This is a genomic window from Vulcanisaeta sp. (assembly GCF_049966235.1).
GTDB classification, from domain to species: Archaea; Thermoproteota; Thermoprotei; order Thermoproteales; family Thermocladiaceae; genus Vulcanisaeta; species Vulcanisaeta moutnovskia.
Genome location: NZ_JBMFVA010000001.1, coordinates 272851 through 299379, shown reverse-complemented (window position 1 = coordinate 299379; position 26529 = coordinate 272851). Strand labels below are relative to the sequence as shown.

Genomic DNA, 26529 nt, shown 5'->3' with positions numbered 1-26529 from the left:
AACATCAATAAAAACAGAACCGCTCTCATTAACAACCAAGCCAGGACCAATCACGGACCAATCAATAACGATTATGCTGCTGTTTGGTAGACTCGGTAATTGGGCAATCGTTATCGGCCTAATTAGCAATTGACTTATGCCCGCACTGACCAATTCCTGGGTGAGCGTTGTTGGCCCGATGACGTAGATCGGCACGTCTATGCTGGTCAGAGTTAGGTTATTACCCGTGATCATTATTATTCTCTGATTAATGGATCTCTCAGTGGTGCTTGGGATGGGGATTCTTGGTAATACCAGCATCACCGTTAATACGATTAAAAACGTTAATGAGGTGATAATCATTATCTTCGGGTTCTTCATCATGTTTGTCACCAGTAGCGTGGCATGTAGCGTGCTATTATGTAGTCTGGTGCTGTGTTTTTCATGAATATTGTTAGGTTGTTCATGCTTATAACCCTGGGTAGCCCCTGGGCAATGGCTATGTAGATTATGGGCTCCTCAGTTATGTACGTACCCTCTATGTAAAGCTGCATCGCGGTTGGTGTTGCGTTTGGGTAGTGGGGTATGAAGCCGATCCATTTATTACTAACCATTAACTGGATCTCCTCAGCCTCGGTGCTCACGTTGCATGATGGTAGTATGTAGGGTATTGAGGAGTATATGGCAACGGCTATCACGTCGCCTGGCGTCGCATTGATTGGCGGGAATTCGGCGCCAAAGCCTGTGTGTATTACTGACCAATTTGCCGCCCTTGCATACTGCCAGAAGGACACCGTCTTATTGCCAAGTGGGTATGTGGTGTTTACGATGGTGGCTATTGCCGTTGTTGGCGAGGCTATGCTTGTGGCTATTAATGTGCCGTTTAGGTAAACGCCCATGCCCATAACCATGCCCGGCTGTGACGGGCCTGGCAGTGAGTAGTTAATTACCGCGAGCGGCACATCAATGGGTATGCTCACGTAGTTTATGAGTACGTTCCCATGAACATGGTAGATAAGCACAATGAGGGAGTTACCTGGAATAACAACACCACCATTGCACGCCAAACTCCCATAATAAATGAATTGCGGAACGGGGAGCGGAGGTAAATGCCTCGAGGAATTACCACCCGCACTAACAACCCCCTCATGACCACGCTTAATAAAGGCAAACCCAATAAGCAAGGAAACAACCACCACTGCGGCAATAACTAAAACAACCAAAATTGACCACCTCATTTTTAGGCCCATAACCACCGGTTTTACCTAATTCACTGAACTTTTTTTACTTTGCCTGTTCATAAAAAGTGATTCGAGCAGAGTTGAAAAATCACTTACACCAAGCTTATTGATCCTGTTAATAGGGCTTTTGCCTGTCTCGTTAGTGTGTTGGTGATTGCTTCTATGGCTTTTTTGAAGTTTGTCAGCGAGCCTTTTGGTTCTATACCTATCCAAATTATTTATCGGGTAGTTACTATGTAGATGCGTTCCAAAGTGCTGTATACTTCGTACTACAGTATAGCCATGTTATATCAAGCAGAAAGCACATGCCCCCAGTTAGTAATTGCATTACGCTATTTCTAATCCTTTAACTTCCATCTTAAACTCGTGGGTTTTACGTGGAGTTACCCAATGATTAAGCTAATTAAGAGGCCAGGCAGTCATCTAAGCTAAGGATCAATCCCTCACGCATTATTGCTCCTCTTAATGCTTCTAACGAGTAATTCTCCACGCCTTGAGAGCCTGTAATAAACGTGGTGCTTACGAACCTCATTACTGAGCTTAAAACGCGCAACACTCCTCTTCAACGTCTTACCTCCCCTGACCCTCTCAATAAGGCCCATAGCCTCAAGCCTATCCAGTATCTGCAGAACCTCCTCGAGCGGGATGCCCGTGTTTATGGCTATTGACTTACCGTAATCCACATTGGCCCTCTTCAGGTGCATGAGTACGGCAATGTCCTTATTCGTGAGTCCATCCATAGGGTATGGATTAATATCATAGGGTACATTAATTAAAATTGACTCTGTCAAAATTTGGAGTAACTAAGTGAAACTGTTAGTATTTAAAGCAAGGAATGTAATTTAACATAATATTTAACGGGTACTTTTGGCTTTTAAAATCGAAGTAAACCGTCATGCGCCGCTTGACTTATAATGAGATTTTTTAGGGTCGTGGCTAAGAAGATCGTTATTAGGCTAAACCATTTCAATAAGTATGTACTCAGGGATGTTAGCTTGACGGAGCAGAACGTGCTTGAGATGTATAGGTTATTGGCCATTGCATTTAATTTCAAGAGATAATTAGGCAACTCTCTCATGTTCTTTAGTGTTCCTTTCAGGGTCTATCATAGGTTAGGTAAGTAGGGTTGATGCATATGATTGACTCATTCATTAATAACAAACTGGTGGTTGGGAGAAATGTATTACCAATAATGGAGTAATGTTTATAGGTAGGAATTTATAATGTAGTAACGTGAGTAATTGGGTTACAGTATCAACTAAGGTCAGGAGAGAGGTTCTTGAGAAGGCTAGGAGGTATGGTATTAACGTTTCTGAGGTTTTACGTAAAGCTCTCGAGGAGGAAGTAATGCGTAGGGAAAATGAGGAACTAATTGAATTACTTAAGGAGGCTTCCAAGGAGCTTAGGAAAATTAGCGAGATTTATGGCGATGACTTCGTCGTAAGAAGCATACGCACGGACCGTGACTCAAGATGAACCTAGTGTTTGATGCAAGCGCCATTATAAGGTTGGTAGAGCTTAAACCAGATAAGGCAGTTAATGCCTTAAGGAATCAATACACCGTCGACTTAGCATATTATGAGATTGGTAATTATCTATGGAAAATTAGTAAGTTAACCACTGTGAATATTGAACTGTTGCTTAAAGTATTTAATAATGTCATTGGATTTATGAATGTCATACCAATAGGCCTAAACGGCGATATCATTAACCTAGCCAGAAGGATGAACATAACCTATTATGATGCATCCTATGTTTATCTAACGATGAAACTCAATGCAAAGCTGGTGACCGAGGATAGGGAGTTAATAGCCAAGTTCCCCAATATTGCGATAAGTGTTGGAGAATTGCAAATATAGTCGTTAATCACGGCAATCATCATTAAAGAACCACTAAAACAATCGCTATTACTATTACTAACGCACCAAGGAACTTAACAACACTAAATTTCTCCCTACCCATGGCACTCGACATAAGCTGGGTTATTAATGGCATCGTGCCTGTCAGTATCACGGTAAGCCCAAGACCTACCAAATCCATTGAGAAGGCGAATAGGGCAACGCCAAGGCCCAGGTCAAGCACAGCGACAATTGGTAAGTAACTACGCACAGTCCTCTTAATGGCATTAATCACGTCATTTCCCATGAAATAATTGACCAGAAACAGCACAATACCTGCCGCTACAACTCGCGTGAAAGCTATCGAGACCGGATTAAGCTCAGCAATATCGGCAACCTTAATCATTGTTTGGCCAACCGCCCAGGCAATGGCTGCGCCAAGACCGAGGAACAAGCCCTTAATCTCCCTCCTCGAACCACCACTACGCGATAACAAGTAGACACCAGGTATGAGTAGTATACTCGCCAGCAACTTAGGCATCGTCAGTGGTTCACCTAGGAATACCGCAAACAACACGGTCAGGGGTATGTATGTGTAAGAAACGGGAGCTGCGATCGAAACCCCTGAATAATTTATTGAGAATAGATATAACGAATCACCAATAACGAGCGACAATAAACCGCTCAGGGAGCCCCATACGGCTCCATAATTGAGACCAAGCACGATTGCAGGAATTAATAGTATTACTGAGGCGTAGAACATCCTGAGGAAGTTCACGGTTAATGGGTTCATACTCCTCATGAAGTCGCCATACATTATTGATGCCCAAGCCCAGATAATGGCCGTTGATAGGGCAGGTAAATCCTCAACAATCATAAGCGTGAATAAATGTAACTTACTCGTTTTAAAGAGTATTCCCTTAGGGTTAGTCAGGGCCGAAGACGACCCCAATATCCTTATCCGGCGGCCTAAATGAGGGTACGTGCTTAGCCAGTTCACTCCTGATGGCATCAATACCGACCTTAGTTACGAAATCCCTAACCCCACGAACACCTGATCCCCTATACATATCCAGCAATGCCTGCACCACAAGCTCTGCATCCTTAGGATCAACAGTACCGATGACGAAGCCCAATGCGGTGGGTGTACCACCTATGGTTAATAATATCCTTGTTTTAGAGCCAAAGGGTTCCAGTCCTATGTCTGCAATCCACGACATTCCACAGTCATGAGTACAACCACTTACACCAACCCTAATTGGTTCATTAAGCCTACTAAGATGTATGTGTATTTTACGTCCAAGGCTTGTCGTATCTATAAGCCCCGGTGGACATAACTCATTCCCTAGGCATGCAACGGTTATTGGACCCTCGGGATAAATAGGCCCAGGGCTTTTAATCTCGTAGTTACTCAATTCCTCGATCTTATCAACACCTTCACGTATTGGTATGTAAACGCTTTGATTATTAAATAGTAATACGTAGCTAAAACCATATTTATCAGCCACATCGGCCAATTTAATTAATTCGTTAGCCGTAACCCAACCAGTTGGGTATGGAACCTTAATAATCCTCGACTTAATAAACCTGGGACTCAAGTCGGGTGGTTTTGGTAGTTTCGGCTTAACCTCCCTGGCTATTGCCAAGACCTCCTCCTTGACCTTATCAAGTCCACGTAGCTTAACTACCCATTTAAACCCTCTACGTTCATTAGACCTCCTGAATACCTCCGCAACACCAACGCAGATTGGCAGTACGTCCTCAGCATCAACGTCAGTAAAAGCCAGCTTGGCACTGAAGGCATGCTCACCAATACCACCACCCAGGTAAATATCGAACTTACCATTGGACTTAGCCACAATACCAATATCCTGAGCCACAGGTACCGCACATGCTCTCTCACACGCCGATATTGATATCTTAATCCTGTGCGGAAGCAATGGATGCTCATACTCACTTTTATACCTAAAGTAATCACCTATGAATATCGATAACACCTCGGCATTAATATGCGCATATGGGCAGAACTGCGACGTGCATGGTATTGGATTCCTAACAGAGTTACCGCAGGAATCCCTAGGGTCGAGACCAACCTCCTTAAGCTTAGTCACAACCTCATCAAAGAGCCTAAAGTCGACCTTGAAAATCTCAATATCACCCCTCGTTCCAAGCATCGCCCTACCATCACTATACACCTTGCTGACCTCAGCAATAACCCTTAATTGGTTTGAAAACCACTTACTTGGGTCACGACCAATACCCTGCCTAATCCTTATCGAAACCCAGGGATTATCACCACGGTTCTTATAAATACCCTCATGCCTCCTCGGATAAACCACCTTATAAATATCGGAATACTTAAACGAAGACACACTAATTCGACGGTCAGTAACTATTTAAGTCTTCAATATTGAACATGTTACAACAAAAACACGAACCACTGCACCAAGGTTAGTGCTCACTCCACCAAATTCACAATAATAATTCAAGCCTAAGAATGTCTAAAAATCTCTTTCACGCAGTAGTTTATCTATTATGTCTAGTAATTGAATTATATCAATTTTTGCTGATTCGTCGTCCCAGTATTGGCTTAGTATCCCTTGGGTGTCAGGCCCATTGTATTGGTACTGGTGAAGTAGTATGGCGAGGTTTATGTACACGTTAATATTGCCACCTATGATCTGCGACACACGCTTTAAGGCATTGCTTAGCATTAAGGCTATTATCCAATCAACCTTCTCAACAATCCTATTACCCCTCAACCTAACCACGCCCTTAAATACACCCCTCAACCTATCCCTGTTCTCCGCCGTGAACGCCGCCACAAGGGTCTTCCAGGCCTAGTACGCCCTTCCCGCGGCATTCCTGATAAGCCCCCAGGCTTCAGCTTCGTCACCCACGCCTTTGGAGAAACCGTCAACGTGATCATAGGACCAATGGCATGTTTCGTACCATTCAACTTCCCACCATGGCCCAACATAGTGCCTTACAGAAATGAGACATTCTGCATACCACTATACATAATGATCAACACAACAAACCCGATGGTCACGTCGATGATCACCCCCGCAATTAATTAACGCCCTGAGCAAGTACCTAAATAACCTGCTGAGCAATGTAAAATTCTACCTAGGCGTCGTCTCCTCAGTCGTAAATTACACAGATGAGGGCAAACTCGTCCTCTACGACTACGGCGTTGAAACCTCCTGGATCGCCAATGGAACTCACATGGTCTCAGACAGGGTTTATTACTACTATGACTTCGAAGTCCTCGCACCGAACGGGACCAGGATAGGCGTAATACACGTGTGCGTCTACACAGCCAATGGCGAGGCAACAATGCACATAGAATTAATGCCAAGAAACGAGGTAAACGAGATCAACAACATAAGATCTGGCCCGATATACGGCGTAAATATAACAATCAGTATTTGGCCGACTGAATAATTATGCTGACCCAATATTCATCCTAAACAATTCAATCACGCTAGACACGGCATTAGATAAACTCATGGCATCAAATAGTACTAAATGATCATTAATAGATTTGCACATGGTAAACCTTCACCTCAATTAGTCATAATCGCCGCACGCACTAGTAGCCGCACAATGAGGCCTTGAGTGACCCTTGATAATTACCTCACGCCTAAGCAGCTCCCTAAGTAATGCCTCAACCCTACGGACATCACCACTATCGAGCCTAACAACAATCCTCCTATCACCCAATTGCTCAACACTACCTGAATAACCAAGGTACTTCAGGAACTCATTAACATCTCTAGCATCAACATTAGGTAACTTACTTAAATCACCACACGGACCCCACCTACAGGCCCAACAACCAAGGCCAGCAGCCTCGATATTAGCCCCACAAGCCGCCTCGTAAACCCTAAACCCCATTTCACGGGCCTTCCCGGCTATCCAATCCTTAAGATCCCTAGCCCTTATCGGAACCTGCTCTCTACCCAACCTACCCGTTGGCAGCCTATCATCGAGATTAATGTCGATGCTCCTAAGCCTGATGTATATATTTTTAGTGATCCTTAAAGTACCTAGTACCACAGTCTTAACACCAACCTCCCTCGCTAACTCAAGGATTTCCTTAGCGTCCCTATCAGTAATCCCAGGTATTATAGGCCTCATAAATAGGCCCACGTTAATACCAGCCTTGACGAGCCTACCCATAAATTCAAGCCTATCCATCGGATCGGGAGCCAATGGCTCTATCTTCCTGCAATCCCTTATGCACACCACAGTCTCGAGGAAGCTGATGTGCGGTGCGTACCCCTTAATCTTAATTATATACTCATCATTAAGTACGGACTTGCTACTAACCTGCAGTGGATTACCGAGTGAACCGAGAACCTCGATATACTCGAGAGCCCTATCCCTAGTCTCGGGTAGGAAAGGCTCGGTTACCGAACCCATGGCAAACATTGTACCGCCAGGTCCAAGAACCACGTACGGATTAAGCGTCAATACATAGAGCAGCTCTTTGCCACTTAGTGGGTATGGCTGTGCTTTATGTGGAAATCCCATGTCGTAGATGTAACAGTAGGTACATGAGTATGTGCATCCAATTCCTGTGTGTATCGTCATGCCACACGGCCTCGGATACCTCCTCGCATGCGGATCCTTCCTAGCTCTCTCGATTGATTCAGGGCTTAATTCGTTCTCTAGTTTATTCCTTAGCTTTTCCTTAAATTCCAGGTACCTAATTAGGTCCATTTACGGCGGTATTAATCATAGCCCGTATTAAATCCCTTACAGGTGCTCGGCAGCGAGTCTGTATACTGGGTCGGAAATCCTGTAGTAATCATCTACCTTCTCAATAATGCCCAGGTTCACTAGGTTGCTTAGTAATTCAGAGATTGTTGCGGCATTTACTTCCCTACCCTCGTAATCCTCGAGCCTACGCTTAATCAACCTCCACGGCATCGCCTCCCTAGCCAGTGCCCTTAGTATTACCGAGTACCTACTACTCCTGAGTGAGGTTACTAAGTTCCGTAACTCACCTAACGCCAGTTGGACAGCATCCCTCAATATCCCGTCAAAGTCCGCAGAGCCCCTCATTGCGTATGTGTAGCCGAAATACGTTAACCAGCCGATAATCCCATCAAATGTTTCCACAGCCCTCTCTAAGGCATCCTTAGGACAGTTGATGCCTAATTGGTTGAAACCGCGTTCGAGGAAGTCCATCGATTCGTCCGGGCTTAACCTCCTCGTCTTAACCTCCATGTAGGCCCTACCAAAAAGTGGTGCCTTAGGGTCGTGAAGCCCGAGAAAGCTATAAAGAAGGCCGACCTGCGAACCTGATAGGACGAGCCTTATATTCGCTAGGTTGTCAAAGACGTAGGCGAACAGCCTATCGAACCTAAGCCAATTAACCTTCCTCAACTCCTGCGCCTCGTCAACCGCAATTACCACGAGCTCACCAACATCATTTAGCCTAGTGAGCAGATCGGTAATACTAACTCGCGGCTTACCTCTAAATTTGACGGCTATTTCAGGCGGGTTAAGGGATATCCTTAAACCCTCAATACCCTTAAGAGCATTGATGATCTTATCCATAATTGAGGATTTCCTACGTAGAAGATCGTTAAGGGCATTCACGAATAGGTCAAGCACGTCACGATAGCTCGTATACACACTAAACCTAACATCAAGGTATATATAGTCAATACCAGCCTCGTTAAGCGCAACCCTCATCAACGAGGTCTTACCGGTCCTCCTAAGGCCCGTGACCAGCGTTAATCTTGAACTTCCCAGGAATTTTATGAGCATCTCCAATTCATGATTAAAATCATAGAGATCCTCCTTTCTACTTTTAGGCTCAATACTAAAAAGCATTTAGGGAACCCCAAATAATTTGGAGTACCCCTAATAAATTTATTCTTCAGGCAGTTCCCTAAGAGATCAGACTAATGAAAAATGGCTGCATTATGTTAGGATAATAAGGTAATAAATAGTCGTGAATTATAGTACTAAAAATACCGGGAAGATGCGTATGCCGTCTTCCTAAGTTACCTTCTCGTAGTTTTTAGCTTGAGCCTATGCTTTACTACCCTTAAGAATGCTTGATCCTACCTATGTTCCTTGATTGAGGATATTAATAGCCATAGGAAGAACAGGGCAGTTATTAGGAATAGGGCCATACCGGCCACGTCCCTATGGAGTGATAGGGTTATCGGTCTAATAAGCCTTATGAATGCCATAAACCCTATCGTCACTATTAAACCAACTATTGCGGTTACCGCATCATTATTTAGCTTAATGCCCAACCTACGTAACCCTAACCTATACGTATCTAGCGTTTCCAGGACCACGATCAAATGACCATCACGGACAGCTTTAATTCCTTCCTCACAGCCTAAGAACGCTTAACGGCCAATGCATGCCGGTACTACTATTAATACGCCACCCCCTCTTCCCAGCAATATCCCACTTCTGTCAATGTACTTAATAACGTACTCATTATCAACAACTCATTCCTTGACCAACATGGCCATTGAATCAACACTTACTAACCTCCATGGCAGGAAACCATTACCCACAATTTAAGTATGGTTATATATTCGCCATCCCTTAATGAATTAATGAATTTTCCTTTTAAATTCAATTCATTTTAACAATAGTACCAAAAATCTTTCAGCTTACAATTAAATAACAATGAAGTTGAAATCAATAGAACAACAGTAAGATGTGGCCGCTCCGGAGGAGCGAATGAATGTTAAAAAGCTGGTTAAAAGGTGATTTGAGGCCCGTGGGTCTTGGGCGGGGTCTTGACAGCCTAATCTCGCCATTGCCTTGGCTATTGCCTTTGCCCTATTTTCCCTGCCTCTGCTCAATGTTTCCTCGAGCATCCTCCTTATTATTTCGCATGCCTTGTTTGTGAGCTCTGGATACTTCATAATTGCATTCACGTCCATATATACTACGTACCTCTTACCCCGCCTGCTTAGCTTGACTTCCTTATAACCCGTGTTTTTAAGCGATTCCCAAACCCTCACGGCATCCTCATAATCCATACGCTGAACTCTAAGCTCCACTCCGCCATTATGATATATGCATACATTCATCTTTATGCCGGCGACCTCAATTGATGACCTACCTAAGGGCTTTGTCTCCATGCTCGTTAATTCAATCAATCGCCTAAGCTTCTCGGAATCCGGCAATTGAGCCAAGTCCTCAACCAAAGCCTTGATTATTGGGTCGCTGAGCATTTTCTTGGCAAGGTTGGCAGCTTTAGAGGACTTAACCACGTACTCAACCGCATGCTTCTTATTCTTCTCTCTAAACCCAAGGCTCATCAACCTCTCAATTATGTTACTCCACGTTTTACGTTTTGAATCACCCATGGTAAGTCCGATTGAGACATATTCAATGTCTATGTAGCCGTCGCCGAGTACTGCGAATAGTAGGAATACCGGGAATTCATCATTACTGAGCCAGCCAGTCTCCTCGGCAATCTTGGCCTTATTCCCAAACTTACCCCTATAATTCATGGCCCTTAATATCCATATGATGCTTACATTGTCGTTATTAATACTTATGCCGTTTATGTATATGTGGGTCTTTCCCGGAAACACCAATGCAAAGGCTACAGACTGCCAGAGTTGGTTGGTGCCCATTGTTGGGTAGCCCCTCATATCAATTGCCCCATCTGTCATCAGCAAGCCGTACTGCGATGCCCTTAATTTTTCATCGCTGAGCGGCTTAGGCACAACAACGTTAACGCCCTCTAAACCGGTGAGCGATATGTTTATTGTTATAGTTCCTGACTTAGCAACCCTCGCCACATTAATCGCCAAGTTCTCCGTGTATAGGTGTGCCATGAACGACTTGTTCCTGTTAAATGGATCCCCGCTTATGATTATCCTTGCTTCCCCTTTCCTTAGTTTTTCAATCAACTCCTCTAGCTCCGGCTTGTAGGTCCTGAGCCACCCCTCCCTGGCTTGGCTCAATAGCCCCAGCATTTTCCTGCCGACCTCATGCTCGGCGTTCCTAAGCATTGCAATTGCATCATCACCGTTACCTACGGCAATGCCACTCAACCAATTGCTTAAGGCATTCACTGCATAATCAAACGGAGTTACTGAATCACTCAACAGCACGCCCCTATGCCTCTCGACCCTACTCATGAATTCATTGATTAACCTCATGGTTTCCTCAATGACCCTCGGGTCTTTGACTTCATCACCACAAACAAGCCTCCCACCACGCCCAACACCCCAGCATATCCTCGGCTTATCAACCTGAGCAGAAGACATTTGGCAAACAAACGCATGGATTCTTTAAAAAACATTCTAAGTATAATGGAGAGAATAAGTAGAGAGTTCAGCGAAAGTTTTGGTTCACCCACCAGTTATAGTTAAGGCATGGAGTGCAAGGGAGACTACTATATCGAAATAATGGATAAGGAGGTCAAGGCCATAAGGCAGGTAAGGGCACTGAGCAGTAACTTGACTGAACCAAGGTATAGGGTCACGTACGTAATAACGAGTAATGAGCCAAGGGCGGTGAGGGTTAGGTATGTGTGCGGTGGTGAGGCTGGCGAGGCTGAGGTGGTGTTGAGTAAGGTGATGAGGTTCGTAATTGAGTTGTTGAGGGATTGAATATATTGGTACAGATTATTTTATGTTTTCGTAAACTTTGAGAAGAAGCTCAGTAAAACTACACAACCTTACTCAACTCACTCTAATTTAACCATGATGCGATGTCCACATGTCTTTCCTGGAATTCTTTATAAATCATTAACCTGGACTATTCTTGATGATCGCGTTAATTACTGGTGTTAGTTCGTCACCGGGTTATAAGACTGCCATTAGCCTAGTCAATAGGTATGAGGTTGTTGGTACTTACAATGAGCATTCAATTAATATACCTGGTGTTACTACGGTTAAGGCAGACCTAACGAGGGATTCTGTGAGGGTAATTAATGATTATAGGCCTGATGTGGTTATTCACATGGCTGCAATAGGCAATGTTGATCAGTGTGAGGAACAATTGGAACTTTGCTACAGGGTTAATGTGGCGGCAAGTAGAGAATTACTCACGGCTGCCTATAGGGTTGGCGCCGCCATTTATTACCTATCCACGGACTACGTATTCGACGGTGAGAAGGGCATGTACACGGAGGATGATGCGCCAAGGCCCGTTAATTACTACGGATTAACGAAGCTCCTCGCGGAGGAAATCACGAGAGCCCTAGGCGGCTCCATAGTCAGGGTTGCCTGGATCTACGGCACTGGGCCTGGAAGGCCGAACTTCGGCAAGACCGTAGTTGAGAAGTTAATGAGAGGTGAGGCGGTCACTGCAATAACTGATCAATGGTCATCACCCACATTGAATACAATAATTGGTGAGGCCTTCGCAAAGCTGCTTGATATTAAATTCAATGGTGTGATACACGTGGTTGGGCCAAGACTGAGCAGGTACGAATTTGCAAGAGCCATAGCTAGGTACTTTGGGTTTAGTGAGGAATTGATAAAGCCAATAAGGCTCATTGACGTAAATTACAGGGCTAGAAGACCCAGAGACAGTAGCCTAAACAACAGGAAAGCGGTTGAGTTGTTAAGAATACCACTTAACGACATAAACTACGCATTATCAATATTCAAGAAGGAACTGGAGTCTGAAAAAGCTATAGTGAAGCCGTGATCCATGAAGAAAAGCTTTAAATCGCAGTTAATGGCTTACTGACCCGCCGGGGTGGCCGAGCCAGGTCCAAGGCGCAGGTCCGCGGATTCCGCGGTGCGAAACTTGAGATCCTGTCCCCGCAAGGGGGCCCGGGTTCAAATCCCGGCCCCGGCACCAAGGCATTTTTAGTAGTAATCATTAGTAATTTGTCGCTGGTTGGTGAGTTACGTGATAGCCACGTGGGCATTACGTGGTGGTTACACGGTTGGTTTCACGGAGAGTTTTTATGCAGGAAACTGGTTGGTGCTTCGTGATTGGTATGGGTAAGACTTGGATTTGGGTTGCAGTTGGTGTTGCGATTGGTTTAGTGGTTAGTTTGGGCTTGGCTTATGTGGTGATGCCTTATTACTACTATAATTATTACTATGGTAATTATCCCAGTGCTTCATCCATTGGTCCTGGTGTGGGTAGTTACTATGGTGGTTATGCCTATGGTTCATACTCAATAAGCCAGGTCATTAAGGAGGTTATGGAAGTACCGAGTTATGCTCACGTTTACCCCAGTAACAACACCATAGTATTTACCAGTAAGGACATAAACCTATTGGTTGTGGCTATGATGGGTGATGATGCGGAGAAAATGTTTAATGCAACATCTCCACCCTACGTGCATGGTGATGTCTTCGTTATTTACGGACTAATAAACCCAACACTAGTTATACCTGCTGGTGCTGTTGTTCATGTCACTTTTATAAATCTTGATGATGATATGTACCACAATTTCGTAGTAACCAGGGTACCACCGCCATACCCATACTACGTGATGCACTATATAGGCATGAGTGGTGGTATGGGTCCGCAGATGATGCTTTATATGGAGTGGTTGCCGCCGGCCAATTACAATGCTGGTTATGCCTATGGTTATGAATATGCATTCACCATCACTGAACCAGGCACGTACTGGTACCTATGCACATATCCAGGCCATGCTGAGGAGGGCATGTATGGTGAAATAATCATAATGGGTAATAGCGTGAGCACTACTGCACCGGCACCTACATACCCAGTTACTCAATATCCAGGTTCGTATTACGGACCTAGTTGGATGGGTGGTATGATGGGGTGGTGGTAATGCCCTGTCCATGCATGTGGGGTTGGGGTTTTGGTCCGTGGTTCAGCTTTGGATGGTTTGGCTGGATAATTGGCGCCATAATAGCTCTCTTGTTCCTGATACTCATAGTACTTGTGATAGTTTGGGTTGTTAGAAGCTTAATGAGGATCTCGGGTGATTATCATCAGCACCAGGGCATGAGCATGGTTCGTGCAATAGCTAATCAATAAGACTTTACCTAGTTGGTTTTATTAAAATCTTTCAATCTTACTATATTTCTACCCTTAACCTTAACAACCTCGAGCAAGCCCTTCTCCTCAAGCCTATGAACGATCCTCCATGCCTGAACCTTTGATAGCCCTAAATCTCTCATTATTTGGTATTGAAAGATCTCACCGCCTGACTTAATCACGTACTCAAGGACCTCACGCTCAGCCTTAGGCAGTAATTTTAGAACTCTACCATAGTAATCATCAGAATTGCCGGCCATGGAACCACTTTCCACAGCATCTCTCTGCCCTATCTCATAACTTAATCCCTGGGAAAACCCATCGGGTTTTATTAGTATGATTGGCGTTATTATCATCATCACACCCACCGTTAATAATGCCACAGGTAGGAATAACGGGTAGTACATCATCATTCCACACATCATACCCATGCAGTGGTAATAGGCCATATAATTAACCATGATAATTGCGCCATAAAGCAGGTACGCGCTTACCCCCAATATTATAATACCTATTATAATCAATACATTACGCAATAAACTACGTTCATTACTCATTATTAATCATTTAACGTCGTTATTTAATAAATCCTTCTAGGCAATTCACTCCTCAATGACTGTGTTTCTTAGAGCACCTACTTTCTCTATTTCCGCCTCAACAATATCACCATTCTTTAGGAATTTCCCCTTCGGGAAGCCCACGCCTGATGGTGTTCCCGTGCTTATGTAATCGCCAGGCTTTAGCGTTACTCCCTGGGATGCCCAATGGATCAACTCGGGTATCTTGAATATTAGGTTCCTCGTATTATCGTCCTGCTCCACATTGCCGTTAACCCTAAGCGTAAGCCTAAGGTTGTGTGGGTCTGGTATCTCGTCCTTAGTCACGATATATGGACCCACCGGTGTTGATGAGTCCATGCTCTTACCGTATATCCAGTCCATCCCGTAGGGTTCCTTACTTGGGAATTGCCAGTCACGCATTGACACATCATTAAGGATTAGGTAGCCGAAGACATAGTCAAATGCCTTATTAGTGTCTATGTACTTACCTCTCCTGCCAATGATAAGGGCTAGCTCGGCCTCCCAATCAACTTGTTTCGAGACTCTCGGCTTGAGTATTGGTTGATTATGACCAACGAGTGCGTTGGGGAATTTTGGAAAGAAGTACGGTCTATCGAGGGGTTTAGCGCTGCTTTCTTCACCATGAGCCCTGTAATTAACAGCAACGCACAGAATCTTCTCAGGGTTAATCACCGGCGGTAACCAGGTAATTGTATTAGGATCTCTGAATAGGTCCGTATCTCCACTCCTTAACGACTTATCCAATAAGTCCTTGATAATGTTTAGGGCAGGTTCACCCCCACTTATTAATGCCTTCATGTCATAGAGAAAGCTCGGCGCTTCGGCTGCTTCATAAATACTCACGTAGGCACTTGGGAGATCCAAAATACCCTTGTCTGTATATACGCCAACCCTGACAGTGCCATTCCACAGGAAGGAAAGGAGCTTCACGATTATTGCGTACTTAATCAATAATTTAAATATCACTATTAACTAGTTTTATTTTTCTCTCCACCCGCCTTTTAGCAAGTATTCCTCAATTGCCATTGCTGCATCAATGCCGTTCTTCAGTGCCTTACCTATTAGGCTTGGTCCTGTGGCTACGTCGCCGGCTGCGAATACACCCTTCCTCGTTGTTCTATGCTTCTGGTCAATATCTATTGTATTATGTGGTGTTACCTTAATGCCGCAGCAACCATCCTTAAATGGTGGTGTTGGTACTTCACCAACGGCGGCTATTACTGTGTCCATGTCCATGGTGTACTCACTACCTGGTATTGGTTCTGGTGCCGGTCTACCGCTCCTATCAGGTTTACCAAGTCTCATCTTGATTAGCTTAACAGCTTCAACGCGTTCCTTACCCAGTACCTCCATTATGCCAACGAGTTCCACGAAATTTATCCCCCTCTTTATCAACCCCTGGATCTCCGCCTTGCCGGCTGGTGCTTCATTTATTGTCCTTCTATAGAGCACATAAACCTCCTTAGCACCCTGTCTCTGAGCCTCTATTGCTGCGTCAACAGCCGTTAAGCCAGCACCAATAACAGCTACTTTATCACCAGTTGGGTAAATCACGGACTTGGGTAAGTAACCCAATTCACTCGTGTATATTCTGTAAAGGTAATCAAGGGCTAGGTAAACACCCTTTAGGTTCTCACCAGGTACTCCAAGGTTTCTTGATCTCCATGTCCCAGTAGCTATCAATACTGCATTATAATTATTAATAAGCTGCTCAAAGTGAACCTTATTCTCTGCGAACTCATCTCCATCAGCATGCTCCTCCTCATCAGCAACAATCTTAGTCCTCAATATGAAGTTAACGCCTAACTCAATCAACTCCTTAACACCAGCCCTCACATTCTTCTTGGGAACCCTGTACTCGGGTATTCCAAATATCATTAATCCACCAGGCTCTGGCAACTTATCATAAACATCAACCTGAAAACCCTTACATATTAAGTAACCAGCAGCGCCAAGACCCGCTGGACCAGCGCCAATTATGGCAATCCTCTCACTACGCCTCTCGATCTTCTGCCCTGGAGAACACTTAAGTGCGAACTTCACGAAAGCTTGAAGGAGACCCTTTATATAAGCCTTTCCTAATGCTTAATTCAACCGTAATTTTACTATAAATCGATTTAAAATATATAGTAATTATGAAAATATTATGATAATTAATATGAAGATCTTTTTCAATATTATCATTATAAAAGAATAATCTATAAATATATAGTATATGATAATAGATCTATAGTTACATATTAGTCATGAAGGACCTATTTATCATCCCGTAGATAAACGACAGGGCTATTCTTAGGAACCTTAAGCAATCTAATCATCGGTCCGCACTTAGCCCTAAGCAGGAATAAGACCCTCAGTTTCAGTTCACTCTCTAGGTAAGCCTCGAAATTACCAACACCCTTAGAAATAATTAAATCATGAGTGCCTAAGTCATGCCATAAACCCCTATTGTAAAATACTGGGTATCTATTACCCGTGGATACAACCCTCACCCTATCCCCTAATACCTTACTCACGTAATCCGCGGTTACATCAACCTCGTAGGGCAGTCCCCTGGCATAAACCGTAACCCTAACACCCATATCCAATAACCTTCTAATCAATAGTGCATCTACCTGAAATTCCCCAGAATTATCAACAACATAACCAACATCCCTTAAGTCACTTAATAAATTCCTTAGTTCATCCTTAGAGGTGTTTATCAATACGGCTTCCTCGAGAATTTTATTTACAAAATTATCAATATCAAATTGGTAATCCCTCATTGGTACATCAACAGAATTTGCAGCGGCAGCAACCTCAAGGTACCTTACTATATCATTACCAATATCATTAATTATCCTAGGGAGTATTAGCGATGCCGTATCCTCAAGCTCCTTTTTCTCATCAGCGTGTGGATCATCATTATTCAGAATTCTCGTTATTAACTCGAAGGATTCTATAAAGAGCGGTGTTCTACCCCTTGGTATTAGTCTTGATGTGTGTACCGTTATGTGTGTGTACATATTTACATCATTAACTCCATATTTCTTTGCTTCCTGTATCCTAGATTCCAGGGCGCAAAGTATGCATTCGGGAGCTTCTATATATAGCATCGAGATCTAGTAAGTAGTGGATTAATAAATATTTGTTTAGTAATTATTTTATATTCTTAGTCGATGACACGCCTAATGACCTAGGGACACAGTTTTTAATTCCAGATCCATGCTAATTAAGGCTGGGGTATGAACATTAATGAGTTATTGAGGGAGTTAAGGGAGGATAGGATTCATGGGGCGTCTTGGTACTTCCTTAAGGGTATTGATGCCGTTAGGATCGCATTAGAGAATGGGCTTAGTACTAATGACATTAGGGTATTACTTGATGAGTTAAGGAGCGTTAGGCCTGGCATGGCTTCTATACTGAATCTTGCTGATATTATTGAACATGCACTAAACGCTGGTTTAGATCTCGGTATTGTCATTAGTAAATTAAGGAGTTGGTATGACTCTGCCCTTGAACGCTTAGAAAAACATCTGGATAAGTTTCCTGTTATGTGTGGATCAAGGGCCATAACTATTAGTTATAGCTCTGCAGTTAGGAAAGCCCTTTCTAGATGGGGTAAGTGCTTTGAGACTCTGTACGTAATGGAGTCTAAACCTGGTGATGAGGTTTCCCAAGCTATTAAGGATTACTCAAGTCATGTAAGTAATGTAATACCAATACCTGACTCCGCAATTGCATATTTTATGAGGAATGCTAATTACGTTATTTCAGGGGCAGATGGACTATACAGTGATGGTTACTTCCTTAATAAGATTGGTACGGAAACCCTATTTATCATTGCGCATAGGTTTGATGTGAATACGGTAGTTATTTCCGAGTCGTATAAAGCCGCTACTGGCGGCATTGGCGATGTGTACACGGTAGATGTTAATATTGCTGGCTTTAGCATAAGTATTCCATTGTTTGATAAGGTGTCTCTTGATTTAATTGATTACTTAGTAACGGATTATAGTATTATCAAGAAACCGAAGACTGAGGATATCGAGAACTTGAGAGAACTCTTTATTAATAATGTTCTTAATCCAAGTGAGTGAGATGCGGATTTTTCAATGCCTGAGGTGTGATGATTGTTGTTATTTTGATAATGAGGAGAGAGGACCCATATTATTTGAAGATGAATTAGTTAGAATAAAGGCCTTGGCTGGGGCTAGGGGCTTCGATATTAAGTATCGTGAGTTATTAATTAATGGTGTAAAGGTATATAGGTGGTTAATAAGGGGTTATTGCCCGTTCTATGATAGGGAGAATAAGGCATGTACGATACATCTGATGAAACCTCTTGCCTGTAAGATGTATCCATTACTGTATAATCCAAGTACAGGTGAGGTATTAATATCGAAGGAGTGCAGGTGGGTTGGTGATGCGATGAATTCTGATGAAAGTATTGGGCTTGATAGCTTTCCTGAGGAAACAAAGGCACTTGAGGAGGCATTATCAAGATTATATAAGATTAAGGTTAGGATCCATGGGCAGTAAATGTTTATATTAGCTTAGGTCTTGCTTTTCATTAAATGAGTGATTTACCTGCAATTGAAGGTGGAAAACCAACCAGGCTCACACCTCTTCGTTTTAAACCCTGGATAACGGATGAGGATATTAATCTTGTTATTGATGTACTTAGGTCAGGTCAATTATCCGCTATAGGTGGTAAATGGAACACATTGCTTGAGCAGGAATTGACTAAGTACCTTGGTACTAAGTATGCTGTAACGGTTTCTAATGGTACAGCGGCACTTCACGTTGCTCTTAAAGCAATAGGTATTGGTCCGGGTGACGAGGTAATCACAACACCATTTACATTTGCTGCATCAGCAACAACAATCCTACATTCAAATGCAATACCAACATTTGCTGATATTGATAGAGAAACATTAAACATAGACCCAGCATCCATAGAGAAGGCCATTACTGACAGGACTAAGGCAATTGTTGTTGTTCATATCGCTGGATATCCTGCTGAAATGGATGAAATTATGAAGATAGCACGAGAAAGGGGATTATACGTTATTGAAGACACGGCTCAAGCCCTAGGCGCGATCTATAGGGGTAAAATGGTTGGCTCAATAGGCCATGTTGGTACATTGAGTTTTTATCCTACGAAGACCATAACGACAGGTGAAGGTGGTGCGGTGGTTACAAGTGATGATGAAATTGCCAGTAAAGCCCGGTTAATAAGAAGTCATGGTGAAACGGGAAAGTATTACTATGAGTTGCTGGGTTATAACTATAGGATGACTGAGTTCCAAGCCGCACTTGGTTATTCGCAATTAAGGAGGATTGAGGAGATTATTAAGCATAAGGAGAACTTTGCGAAGGTTCTTATGGAGGAACTGCAGGACATTGAGAATGACATTATTCAATTTCCACGCCCAAGACCATACATTAGACATGCATGGCACTTATTCCAGGTGCTGTTAAGCCTTGAAAGACTCAGGGCTAATAGGGATAGGATTGTTGAGGCATTAAGGGCTGAGGGTATTGAAGCAACCACCGTAGCATATCCAATACCTCTTCATAAGGAACCAGTAATAATTAATATGATGGGCCATGGAAAGGGCTGCCCTTGGACTTGCCCATTCTACGGTAGGAAGGTAACCTATAATCCATTACCTAATGCTGAGTGGGCGGCTGAGCGTGTGGTGACGATCCTTATTGGACCGTTGTATACAGCAGAGGATGCTGTTGATACTGCAAGAGCGATAAAGCGTGTTCTTAATTATTATAGGAAATGAAAGAAATTGAAAAATAAAAAGAAGTTTTATTTTAATTTATGAGAAGTTATTCCGTTAGGTTATTATGTTTCCTTGTTCGTCTACTTTGGCTATGACTTTTCTTACTGTCTTTCCGTCTGGTGTCTTGAACAACGCCATTACAAAGCCCTTCCTACCCTTAGGCTGCACCTTCCAAACCTTACTAGGCTTCAACCTCCTACCCTCAACCTCATACTCCTTCCTCGCCAGATCCTCTAGAGATACCATACGTTGTCTAGTCTGTAACGCGGGTTTATAAATATATCGCTTTAGAAAGAATCATAAGAATAAAACGAAAAAGAAACGAAAAACAAAAACAAGAGTATATATTAAAAGTAAATGATGCGTTTATGTTTGCAAGGTATGTGTTTATCACTACTCACTTAGTATCTTTACTGTTTCAAAATCACTGTAATACTTATTCGAATACGTGGGCTTTACCGAATAATACCTATTTATATTGAGACCTACTCATCCTAGCGATGGTATTTAAATTCTTTAGTTCGACAAAGACTGTAGAGAAAAAATTTAGGAAGTATGTTGGTAGGCCTGTAGTTACTGGTGATGGTAAGGTAATTGGCACTGTTGTGAGTATAAAGTTGAGTAAGGGTGATTTAAAGCCCATCTCTATCACCGTTAAAATGAATGATGGAAGCACTAGGGAATTTGATATTAATGACGTTAATGCTGTGTTTACTACGGATAAGGTGGTCTTTCAGAAGCTGAATGATGAATATACGGGTTTAGTTAATACTTTTAGGAATGAAGTGAATAGTATTAAGGAGAGGCTTAGGGATATCATGGATAAATTGAATAAACTCAGCGACCTACTTCTTCAGGGTGGTATTAAGGAGGACTTGTATAGGGATATTAGAGATAGGCTTGAGAAGGAGAGGGTTAAGTGGATTAGGCAGTGTAATGATAAGATTAGTGCAATAAATGATACATTATCTGAAATAGATAGGAAAATAAGTGATGCAGAGAAGAGGAAGAGCGAGTTAATGATTAAACAGGTCGTTGGTGATTTAGGTGATGATGAGAAGAATGAGTTAACAGGGCTCGATGAATTACTTAACCAGTTAAGGAAGACCAGGTCTGAATTGCTTTCATTAAGGATGGACCTTGAGAAAGAGTGCTATTAAGGTCTTTATTCACAGTGATTTATACTTAAATGATAATGCTTTCTCGAAAGGTATGAATTCATTTGTGTCATCATCGTAATAACCAAGAACAGTATGCTCAGTATTTCTTCTACACTTCTCGCAGTACATGTATAGTTTGCCCCCTAGATTCGTTAGATCATAACCAGCATTAAATATTGATTCCGTGCCACATCTATCACATTTAATTAACCACCTGGTCATAAGGCTCTACGAAGATTGTTTAATTAGTGAAGAAATAAACCTTATGCGGAATAACGCATTAAGCCTTTAATTTCCTTAACATAGAGAGCACAAGGGCCTTTGCTGGATTTTTACCAGTAACTGCTGTTAGTTCTGCCCAATCAGGTGAACCATTAACCTCAAAGATTACATAACCATCCTTACCCTCGCCGATATCGACACCGCCATAAATCAGATCAAGAACCTCCACAGACTTTATTGCTAGTTCCATAATCGTTTTATCAGTATTAATGCATGGCTTGCCAATAGCTCCCTGGGCAACATTTGTTTTCCATTGACCAATTGGGGCAACCCTAATCATGCAACCAAAGACCTCCCCATCAATTACCATAACCCTAATATCACGGTTAGGCTTTTCTACATATTTTTGTAGATATATCGGCTTCTTAAACGTAAGTAGGGTCTTCATAATCTGAAATGCTATATCCGCATCACTAATCTTTACAGCTCCATAGCCTCTTGATCCTTGTAACGGCTTTATTACAACGTCCTTCATATTTTTAGCCATTTCGTATGCATATAATATGTCCTCAGTACCTATTGTATCAGGTACGGGTAAACCCTTACTCTTTAGTATGACTGTTGTTTCAAGTTTATTTCTGGTCCTTATTAATCCATCAAGTGGATTAATAACCACAGTGCCACTCTCCTCAATTAGCTTCATCGTTATAATCCTTCTAAGGAAGGTTTCCACATCAATAAGTACGCCAAGGCTTCTTAAGAAAACACCATCAACTTTAAATGGTCTATCCCTAATGACCGTAAGAGGACCGTCCTTATCAACCTTAACTGATATTCTTGAAATAGGTACATAAGTGGCATTTAGACCTGAATCCCTTGCATAAATAACTAAGTCCCTGCTTGGCCTATCTGGTATTGGCGAATCGCCTATTATAACGACCGAATTAGGCATACACCGTGCCCAATTTAAATTAATTTATAAATCTTTTAACATAAAATATGTACGAAGAATTTTACTAAACTACATTTTACATAGCTAAACTTGGTGTGAAGGAGGCGGTGGAGGTTGACGCTTCCTTACTCTACGTGGTGAATACCTTCTCCTTAATTCATTAATCATCATAAGAGATAAAAATGTAAGTACGATTGAGATTGCTAGGAGGATTATTGATATTATTAATGATAATGTGCCAGGGAATAAAGGACCAATCATGCCAGTAAACCCGACATAGTATTGATAAATAATGTATATGCCAATCGCCGATACTAATGCTATTAAGAGCAGAGCTAGACTTGTCGTGATTATGGATGGCAATCCTAGAAACTCTCTCCTATTCAAGCTAGACCTAGCCATATATACCATGAAACCACCAATTACAGCCATTACTGAGGATAATGCTATAAGACCTGACGCTGCATTTAAGCCAGGAAACGTAAGCACTTGGAAATACTTCACTGCTATTGATGGTGGTAACTCATTAGATAAAAAATCAGCCGCTATGATGACCATTATGACTGAAAGTAATGATGCGATTGCCGAGACGAACATGAAGACCGACGACCTCTCAATTAACCTCTGTATTTCATCTGAATACATGGCTTAAACACCCTAATTATTGGAGGTATATATATTGCCTTATCTTGACCTTGCAATTGGGGCATGTGAGCGACCTTTCAATTAATTTAACCCTATGCCTATTATCCTCTCTGGCCCATTCACCATCAACAATCATTATAAATCCACAACTTGGGCATTTATTTACGTAAGGATTTAGACTGTAATATGGTACTGATGATAACATACTCTTGATATCCTTTTGCGGTATCATTCAGGTCGTTTTATCAATAAATAACTAATTAATAAATGTTTAACAATTAATAAGACCAAGCGATAAGCGAAGCACTAAAATATTCCTTAGCAATCCAGGTAAATTAATGAGTAATAATGCGAAATTACCTGAAATACCGGCCGAGTTAAGACCCTTGCTGGAAATTGTGTATGAGGGTAATGCACCACATATAAGGTGTAAGTACAGGGGAAGGGATGGCAAGGAATGCGGAGCCTTATTTTTCAACTTAGGTGATGCAATAAGGCATTTAATTACGCATGATGGTAAGTATAGGAGGTTTTTATCTTACATTAATACGTAATGCATTTAAATTCCCTATACTTTATCAAGGTAAAATATGGCAAGGCAGGTATCACTGGATGAATTAGTAAGTATTGTTAATAGTGCTGAAAACTTTGAGGTCATTGATTATCAAGGCAACTCTATAGTTATTGATGATGTTAAGGGGATTGTTAAGATAAAGGATGAGGAAGCGAAGAAGGAATTCAGTGAGTTACGGAAAAGAAGTCCGAGAGGTAAACCAACGCCTAAGCAAGTATCAGTAACAGCGGATGCTGTGAGAAGACTTGCAGAGAATAAGGTGAAGTTTAAGGTGGTTTTTGGACCTAAGGAGGTCATTATCAGGTTCGACCTTGATCATTACGTTAGACTAAGTGATAAGGACGTAAGAGTGGTGGGTTTCTCAAGCAAAAGCGAGGGTGTATTAGGCTTAATAGCAGGTATTCTTGAGAAGTACGGACCATTAGTCTTCCTTAAGAGAGTTAAGTAATATCGTTAAAATTGAGTTTTAGGCTATTAAATACCGTTGGCGGTAAATAAACGTGTTGCCTAAGTTTTTAATCACGAGGAAGCACCCCATATTACCACTGAGATTAAGTAATGATACTTTATGTATTGCACATAGGGATAAGTACCTTGATTTCATCACATCATGTAATGAAGCTGGTAATTATATAATGATTATACCTTATCAAGGCTCCTACGTAAATAGTAAGCCTATAGAACCCATTACTTGGAGTGATTTATCAGGCATTGAGGTCTACACCCTATTAAGAGATGAGTTAGCACTTTATGAGTTAAGTATTAAGGATGGTAAGGCGTCATACGTTAGATATCGCATTAATGAGGAATTCCTGAGAGGCATTAGTTTCTTAGGTAATGCCATGAACGAACTATTAAGTGTTACCGATGCTATACTGATGAACTACATAAAGTCCAGTTTTATGATATACACGGCTTACCTAAGACTAATAACGAATAGCAGCATTAAGTTCCCTGGTTATAAAGAATACATTAGAGGTAAGGTTAGGATCTATAGTAATGATGGATTAATAATAGTAAAGGAGAGCAGCGGTAATGAGGTTAGGGTATCATTAGTGTCCACAATAGAAGGAATTAATAAATTCACAAACGTTATAATGACGTTAATAAAGTCCTCTAGGGTAATAAATGATGTTAGATTGGGTAGGATTGGTCATTCTGTTAAGATGATACTCGATGTCTTCATTCCTAATAATTTATTAACTCCAGTTAATAGGAGCACGTAATGTTCGGAGTCCTCGGCCATGCTGCCATTGACATAATAAGAAGAGGATCAATAAGCAAAAAATCACCAGGTGGCGCACCAACATACTGCTCATTCTACCTAAAGCAGATAGGCATTGATTTAATACCAATTACATTAGTTGGTAGGGATTTCAATGAATACATAATTGATTATAAAATAAGGAATATACCCATAGAGAGGATTTGTGTCTTGGATAGTTGTAATAGTACATCGTATGAAATAACTTATTATGATGATACAAGGAGATTAAGGTTATTGTCGAAATGTAGGGACTTTTCTATAGATGACCTTCATGACTTACCTGATGTAGTTGTGGTAAATCCAATAGCTAGAGAGATAAGTCTAGATCTTCTTCAGTACATAAGAAGCCAGGTTGGCTTTGTTGGTGTTGACTTGCAGGGATTCTCCAGGGTATTTGACAAAAATAATTATGTGAATTCGATGATTAATGTTGATGATATAGTAAGAATAATTGAAAGTGCTGACCTAGTTAAGGTCAGTATTGATGATGCGCCAATGAACGTATTTGACAACATAGTTAATAAGTATCCAAGCAAGGTTATAGTACTGACAATGGGCGCTCATGGATCAGTACTATTGCGTAATAATCATAAATTCCGTATCTTAACAAACGGCATTGTTAATGTTAAAGATCCCACCGGGGCGGGTGATGTATTAACGTGCACATTGACTTACATGCTCAGTAGAGGTGAGGATCTTGAGTGGTCATTCATTTTCTCAAATGCGGTTGCCGTTGCCAAAACAATGGGTGAGGGACCGTATGGTCTCATAAGTAGTGAGATCGTTAGGAAAATTGCTAGCGAATTATCAATGCGACTTATTAGAACCTAGTTTACTGATTATGTCGCTTACATAATCAATATCCGTTACCTGTACATAACTGAACCTACCAACTCTTCTAACCGTTATTAACCCCTTATCATGTAGTCTTCTGATTATTCTAGAAACAGTGCTCTTGGGTAATTCCAATTCCCTGGCTATTTCGGCTTGATAGGCATCACCGCCCTTATTTAATAGAAAGGATAAAACCTTTACTTCATCTTCATTTATATTATTAATTAACTCGGTGATACCCACAGTGCCCTGCTTATTCCTATTTACTGCATCAAATTCTAACTGACTTATCGTAGAGGATGATTTATTAATCCTAGAATTGTCCGATTCCTTATCTATTGGCTTTTTTGATTCCTTGAATACTTGATAGATGAGTGATGATAGTACTGCAAATTGAATGAGAGCTATGGAAATAATAAGGTAATAATTGTATATGCTCATTAATGTCATACAAAGCATAAGAAATATCATACTTATTT

General features: G+C 41.8%; 34 protein-coding genes, 1 tRNA gene and 2 pseudogenes. 18 read left to right on the top strand and 19 right to left on the bottom strand.

The window, feature by feature from the left end:
• From ACP5L5_RS01695 to ACP5L5_RS01685, 3 genes and pseudogenes are all read right to left on the bottom strand, one after another.
• Nucleotides 1-363: pseudogene (locus ACP5L5_RS01695) on the bottom strand (hypothetical protein); the annotation flags it as partial.
• A gap of 5 nt (nt 364-368) precedes the next feature.
• Nucleotides 369-1202, bottom strand: coding sequence for a hypothetical protein (locus ACP5L5_RS01690; RefSeq protein WP_428761156.1), 834 nt, complete (start codon nt 1200-1202; stop codon nt 369-371).
• A gap of 461 nt (nt 1203-1663) precedes the next feature.
• On the bottom strand, nt 1664-1960 hold the full coding sequence (locus ACP5L5_RS01685; RefSeq protein ID WP_013603538.1) for a DUF2250 domain-containing protein: 297 nt from the start codon (nt 1958-1960) through the stop codon (nt 1664-1666).
• Between the two features lie 174 nt (nt 1961-2134).
• Here ACP5L5_RS01685 and ACP5L5_RS01680 point away from each other — a divergent pair, with 174 nt between their 5' ends.
• The 3 genes from ACP5L5_RS01680 (at nt 2135) to ACP5L5_RS01670 (ending at nt 3079) form a co-directional block, all read left to right on the top strand.
• A complete protein-coding gene (locus tag ACP5L5_RS01680) occupies nt 2135-2281 on the top strand; it encodes a hypothetical protein (RefSeq protein ID WP_428761154.1) in 147 nt (48 codons plus the stop codon).
• A 172-nt stretch (nt 2282-2453) separates the two neighbouring features.
• Nucleotides 2454-2696, top strand: coding sequence for a type II toxin-antitoxin system CcdA family antitoxin (locus ACP5L5_RS01675; RefSeq protein ID WP_428761153.1), 243 nt, complete (start codon nt 2454-2456; stop codon nt 2694-2696).
• Nucleotides 2693-3079: a type II toxin-antitoxin system VapC family toxin gene (locus ACP5L5_RS01670; RefSeq protein WP_428761151.1), complete on the top strand. Its 387-nt coding sequence runs from the start codon at nt 2693-2695 to the stop codon at nt 3077-3079. Before ACP5L5_RS01675 ends, ACP5L5_RS01670 begins: the two co-directional genes overlap by 4 nt.
• A 22-nt stretch (nt 3080-3101) precedes the next feature.
• Here the strand turns inward: ACP5L5_RS01670 and ACP5L5_RS01665 are convergent, their stop codons facing one another.
• The 3 genes and pseudogenes from ACP5L5_RS01665 to ACP5L5_RS01655 form a co-directional block, all read right to left on the bottom strand.
• A complete protein-coding gene (locus ACP5L5_RS01665) occupies nt 3102-3935 on the bottom strand; it encodes a DMT family transporter (protein ID WP_428761149.1) in 834 nt (277 codons plus the stop codon).
• Between the two features lie 49 nt (nt 3936-3984).
• Nucleotides 3985-5232, bottom strand: a complete 1248-nt coding sequence (locus tag ACP5L5_RS01660; RefSeq protein ID WP_428761169.1) for a nitrite/sulfite reductase — start codon at nt 5230-5232, stop codon at nt 3985-3987.
• Between the two features lie 327 nt (nt 5233-5559).
• Nucleotides 5560-5886 (bottom strand): annotated as a pseudogene (locus ACP5L5_RS01655) (PaREP1 family protein); the annotation flags it as partial.
• A gap of 93 nt (nt 5887-5979) precedes the next feature.
• On the opposite strand from ACP5L5_RS01655, the gene ACP5L5_RS01650 reads away from it, so the two are divergent.
• Nucleotides 5980-6138 carry a hypothetical protein gene (locus ACP5L5_RS01650; protein WP_428761147.1) on the top strand — a complete coding sequence of 53 codons (159 nt, stop codon included), beginning with the start codon at nt 5980-5982 and terminating at the stop codon, nt 6136-6138.
• Nucleotides 6139-6286: 148 nt separating this feature from the next.
• A complete protein-coding gene (locus tag ACP5L5_RS01645) occupies nt 6287-6505 on the top strand; it encodes a hypothetical protein (protein WP_428761145.1) in 219 nt (72 codons plus the stop codon).
• A gap of 126 nt (nt 6506-6631) precedes the next feature.
• On the opposite strand, the gene ACP5L5_RS01640 is transcribed toward ACP5L5_RS01645, so the two are convergent.
• From ACP5L5_RS01640 to ACP5L5_RS01625, 4 genes are all read right to left on the bottom strand, one after another.
• Complete coding sequence (locus tag ACP5L5_RS01640; protein ID WP_428761143.1) at nt 6632-7786, bottom strand: radical SAM protein; 1155 nt, start codon at nt 7784-7786, stop codon at nt 6632-6634.
• Between the two features lie 36 nt (nt 7787-7822).
• Nucleotides 7823-8908 (bottom strand): AAA family ATPase, encoded by a 1086-nt coding sequence (locus ACP5L5_RS01635; protein WP_428761142.1) that lies wholly within the window; start codon nt 8906-8908, stop codon nt 7823-7825.
• Between the two features lie 233 nt (nt 8909-9141).
• A complete protein-coding gene (locus ACP5L5_RS01630; RefSeq protein ID WP_428761140.1) occupies nt 9142-9384 on the bottom strand; it encodes a hypothetical protein in 243 nt (80 codons plus the stop codon).
• Nucleotides 9385-9717: 333 nt separating this feature from the next.
• A complete protein-coding gene (locus ACP5L5_RS01625) occupies nt 9718-11328 on the bottom strand; it encodes a hypothetical protein (RefSeq protein WP_428761139.1) in 1611 nt (536 codons plus the stop codon).
• Between the two features lie 108 nt (nt 11329-11436).
• On the opposite strand from ACP5L5_RS01625, the gene ACP5L5_RS01620 reads away from it, so the two are divergent.
• The 5 genes from ACP5L5_RS01620 (at nt 11437) to ACP5L5_RS01600 (ending at nt 14038) form a co-directional block, all read left to right on the top strand.
• Nucleotides 11437-11673: a hypothetical protein gene (locus ACP5L5_RS01620; RefSeq protein WP_428761137.1), complete on the top strand. Its 237-nt coding sequence runs from the start codon at nt 11437-11439 to the stop codon at nt 11671-11673.
• Nucleotides 11674-11830: 157 nt separating this feature from the next.
• Nucleotides 11831-12718: an SDR family oxidoreductase gene (locus tag ACP5L5_RS01615; protein ID WP_428761135.1), complete on the top strand. Its 888-nt coding sequence runs from the start codon at nt 11831-11833 to the stop codon at nt 12716-12718.
• Nucleotides 12719-12763: 45 nt separating this feature from the next.
• A tRNA-Ser gene (locus ACP5L5_RS01610) sits at nt 12764-12874 on the top strand.
• 142 nt (nt 12875-13016) lie between these two features.
• Nucleotides 13017-13829, top strand: a complete 813-nt coding sequence (locus tag ACP5L5_RS01605; protein ID WP_428761168.1) for a plastocyanin/azurin family copper-binding protein — start codon at nt 13017-13019, stop codon at nt 13827-13829.
• Nucleotides 13829-14038: a hypothetical protein gene (locus ACP5L5_RS01600; protein WP_428761133.1), complete on the top strand. Its 210-nt coding sequence runs from the start codon at nt 13829-13831 to the stop codon at nt 14036-14038. Before ACP5L5_RS01605 ends, ACP5L5_RS01600 begins: the two co-directional genes overlap by 1 nt.
• 8 nt (nt 14039-14046) lie before the next feature.
• Here the strand turns inward: ACP5L5_RS01600 and ACP5L5_RS01595 are convergent, their stop codons facing one another.
• The 4 genes from ACP5L5_RS01595 to ACP5L5_RS01580 form a co-directional block, all read right to left on the bottom strand.
• The gene (locus ACP5L5_RS01595; RefSeq protein ID WP_428761131.1) at nt 14047-14595 is read right to left on the bottom strand and encodes a helix-turn-helix transcriptional regulator; all 549 of its coding nucleotides are present in this window, start codon (nt 14593-14595) and stop codon (nt 14047-14049) included.
• 45 nt (nt 14596-14640) lie between these two features.
• Nucleotides 14641-15549 carry a fumarylacetoacetate hydrolase family protein gene (locus ACP5L5_RS01590; RefSeq protein WP_428761129.1) on the bottom strand — a complete coding sequence of 303 codons (909 nt, stop codon included), beginning with the start codon at nt 15547-15549 and terminating at the stop codon, nt 14641-14643.
• 48 nt (nt 15550-15597) lie between these two features.
• The gene (locus ACP5L5_RS01585; RefSeq protein ID WP_428761127.1) at nt 15598-16662 is read right to left on the bottom strand and encodes an FAD-dependent oxidoreductase; all 1065 of its coding nucleotides are present in this window, start codon (nt 16660-16662) and stop codon (nt 15598-15600) included.
• A gap of 212 nt (nt 16663-16874) precedes the next feature.
• Nucleotides 16875-17714 (bottom strand): ARMT1-like domain-containing protein, encoded by an 840-nt coding sequence (locus ACP5L5_RS01580; RefSeq protein WP_428761125.1) that lies wholly within the window; start codon nt 17712-17714, stop codon nt 16875-16877.
• Between the two features lie 129 nt (nt 17715-17843).
• On the opposite strand from ACP5L5_RS01580, the gene ACP5L5_RS01575 reads away from it, so the two are divergent.
• From ACP5L5_RS01575 to ACP5L5_RS01565, 3 genes are read left to right on the top strand one after another with little or no spacing between them, the layout of a single operon-like run.
• Nucleotides 17844-18698 carry an initiation factor 2B gene (locus ACP5L5_RS01575; protein WP_428761123.1) on the top strand — a complete coding sequence of 285 codons (855 nt, stop codon included), beginning with the start codon at nt 17844-17846 and terminating at the stop codon, nt 18696-18698.
• A 1-nt stretch (nt 18699) separates the two neighbouring features.
• On the top strand, nt 18700-19140 hold the full coding sequence (locus ACP5L5_RS01570; protein WP_428761122.1) for a YkgJ family cysteine cluster protein: 441 nt from the start codon (nt 18700-18702) through the stop codon (nt 19138-19140).
• Between the two features lie 35 nt (nt 19141-19175).
• Nucleotides 19176-20396 (top strand): DegT/DnrJ/EryC1/StrS family aminotransferase, encoded by a 1221-nt coding sequence (locus tag ACP5L5_RS01565; RefSeq protein WP_428761121.1) that lies wholly within the window; start codon nt 19176-19178, stop codon nt 20394-20396.
• A gap of 54 nt (nt 20397-20450) precedes the next feature.
• Here ACP5L5_RS01565 and ACP5L5_RS01560 read toward each other — a convergent pair whose 3' ends face one another.
• Nucleotides 20451-20642, bottom strand: coding sequence for a chromatin protein Cren7 (locus tag ACP5L5_RS01560; RefSeq protein ID WP_013603523.1), 192 nt, complete (start codon nt 20640-20642; stop codon nt 20451-20453).
• 254 nt (nt 20643-20896) lie between these two features.
• Between ACP5L5_RS01560 and ACP5L5_RS01555 the strand changes: the two genes are divergently transcribed.
• Nucleotides 20897-21556, top strand: coding sequence for a PRC-barrel domain-containing protein (locus ACP5L5_RS01555; RefSeq protein ID WP_428761118.1), 660 nt, complete (start codon nt 20897-20899; stop codon nt 21554-21556).
• A gap of 280 nt (nt 21557-21836) precedes the next feature.
• Here ACP5L5_RS01555 and ACP5L5_RS01550 read toward each other — a convergent pair whose 3' ends face one another.
• The 3 genes from ACP5L5_RS01550 to ACP5L5_RS01540 all read right to left on the bottom strand — a co-directional run bounded on the left by ACP5L5_RS01550 (nt 21837) and on the right by ACP5L5_RS01540 (nt 23607).
• On the bottom strand, nt 21837-22730 hold the full coding sequence (locus ACP5L5_RS01550) for an ATP-grasp domain-containing protein (RefSeq protein ID WP_428761116.1): 894 nt from the start codon (nt 22728-22730) through the stop codon (nt 21837-21839).
• An 84-nt stretch (nt 22731-22814) separates the two neighbouring features.
• Nucleotides 22815-23375, bottom strand: coding sequence for a hypothetical protein (locus tag ACP5L5_RS01545; protein ID WP_428761114.1), 561 nt, complete (start codon nt 23373-23375; stop codon nt 22815-22817).
• A gap of 16 nt (nt 23376-23391) precedes the next feature.
• Nucleotides 23392-23607, bottom strand: a complete 216-nt coding sequence (locus tag ACP5L5_RS01540) for a hypothetical protein (protein WP_148224612.1) — start codon at nt 23605-23607, stop codon at nt 23392-23394.
• A 106-nt stretch (nt 23608-23713) separates the two neighbouring features.
• Between ACP5L5_RS01540 and ACP5L5_RS01535 the strand changes: the two genes are divergently transcribed.
• The 4 genes from ACP5L5_RS01535 to ACP5L5_RS01520 are packed head-to-tail and all read left to right on the top strand — an operon-like array spanning nt 23714 to nt 26047.
• On the top strand, nt 23714-23929 hold the full coding sequence (locus ACP5L5_RS01535) for a hypothetical protein (RefSeq protein WP_013603563.1): 216 nt from the start codon (nt 23714-23716) through the stop codon (nt 23927-23929).
• A 36-nt stretch (nt 23930-23965) separates the two neighbouring features.
• A complete protein-coding gene (locus ACP5L5_RS01530) occupies nt 23966-24397 on the top strand; it encodes a hypothetical protein (RefSeq protein WP_013603564.1) in 432 nt (143 codons plus the stop codon).
• 52 nt (nt 24398-24449) lie between these two features.
• Nucleotides 24450-25175, top strand: coding sequence for a hypothetical protein (locus tag ACP5L5_RS01525; RefSeq protein WP_013603565.1), 726 nt, complete (start codon nt 24450-24452; stop codon nt 25173-25175).
• Nucleotides 25175-26047, top strand: a complete 873-nt coding sequence (locus ACP5L5_RS01520) for a PfkB family carbohydrate kinase (RefSeq protein ID WP_013603566.1) — start codon at nt 25175-25177, stop codon at nt 26045-26047. Before ACP5L5_RS01525 ends, ACP5L5_RS01520 begins: the two co-directional genes overlap by 1 nt.
• Here ACP5L5_RS01520 and ACP5L5_RS01515 read toward each other — a convergent pair.
• On the bottom strand, nt 26024-26521 hold the full coding sequence (locus tag ACP5L5_RS01515) for a helix-turn-helix transcriptional regulator (protein ID WP_428761111.1): 498 nt from the start codon (nt 26519-26521) through the stop codon (nt 26024-26026). The genes ACP5L5_RS01520 and ACP5L5_RS01515 overlap by 24 nt on opposite strands.
• Nucleotides 26522-26529 lie beyond the last annotated feature (8 nt).